The sequence below is a fragment of the Listeria floridensis FSL S10-1187 genome (assembly GCF_000525875.1).
Classification (GTDB): Bacteria; Bacillota; Bacilli; order Lactobacillales; family Listeriaceae; genus Listeria; species Listeria floridensis.
The window spans coordinates 1-589 of record NZ_AODF01000087.1 but is presented as its reverse complement, the minus strand read 5'-3'; the positions used below and the strand labels follow the sequence as shown (position 1 = coordinate 589).

The following is a 589-nucleotide window of genomic DNA, read 5'->3' as shown; positions in this document are numbered from 1 at the left end:
TCTCAGGTATGGAGAAATTTGTCTTCAAGAAAACGGATAAAGTAGAAGTTGTAGGCGTGGATAGCCGCTATGTCGAGCAAGCACGGAAACCGGTCACAGTTGTTGGGAATGACGTGATGGACTATGATCTAACGGTCCAACAAAATCCTTATGTGATTGGCACTTCGACGTCCTTAACTGGTACTTATGGCGATGATATTTCAAAAGTGCGTCTTTTCGTAAATGGAAAAGTGGTCGCACAGGCAACAACGGATAGTAACGGAAACTACACGTTCGCAACGGCAGCACAATTTATCACATCAAGCACAGATACAGTCAAAGTGGTTGGGGTGGATAGTGCTTACGTACAACGTGCTGAAAAACCAGTGACGGTACAAGGCAATGTTCAATATGATTACAGCTTATCTGCAGATCCTTACAAGCTCAACCAAGCGAACTTGACTGGGAAATACGGTAAAGACATCTTCAAAGTACGTCTTGTGGTGAATGGCACCATCGTTCGTCAAGCTGAAATGGATGGCAACGGCAACTTCACCTTCCCAAATGTCGCGACCTTTATTCAACCTGGAGATACAGTAGAACTGGTTGG

The 589-nt window shown here is 44.7% G+C and carries 1 protein-coding gene; it reads left to right on the top strand.

Features of this window, described 5'->3' with window-relative positions:
- A partial coding sequence (locus MFLO_RS15810) for an immunoglobulin-like domain-containing protein (RefSeq protein WP_338151533.1) occupies positions 1 to 589 on the top strand: 589 nt, incomplete at both ends.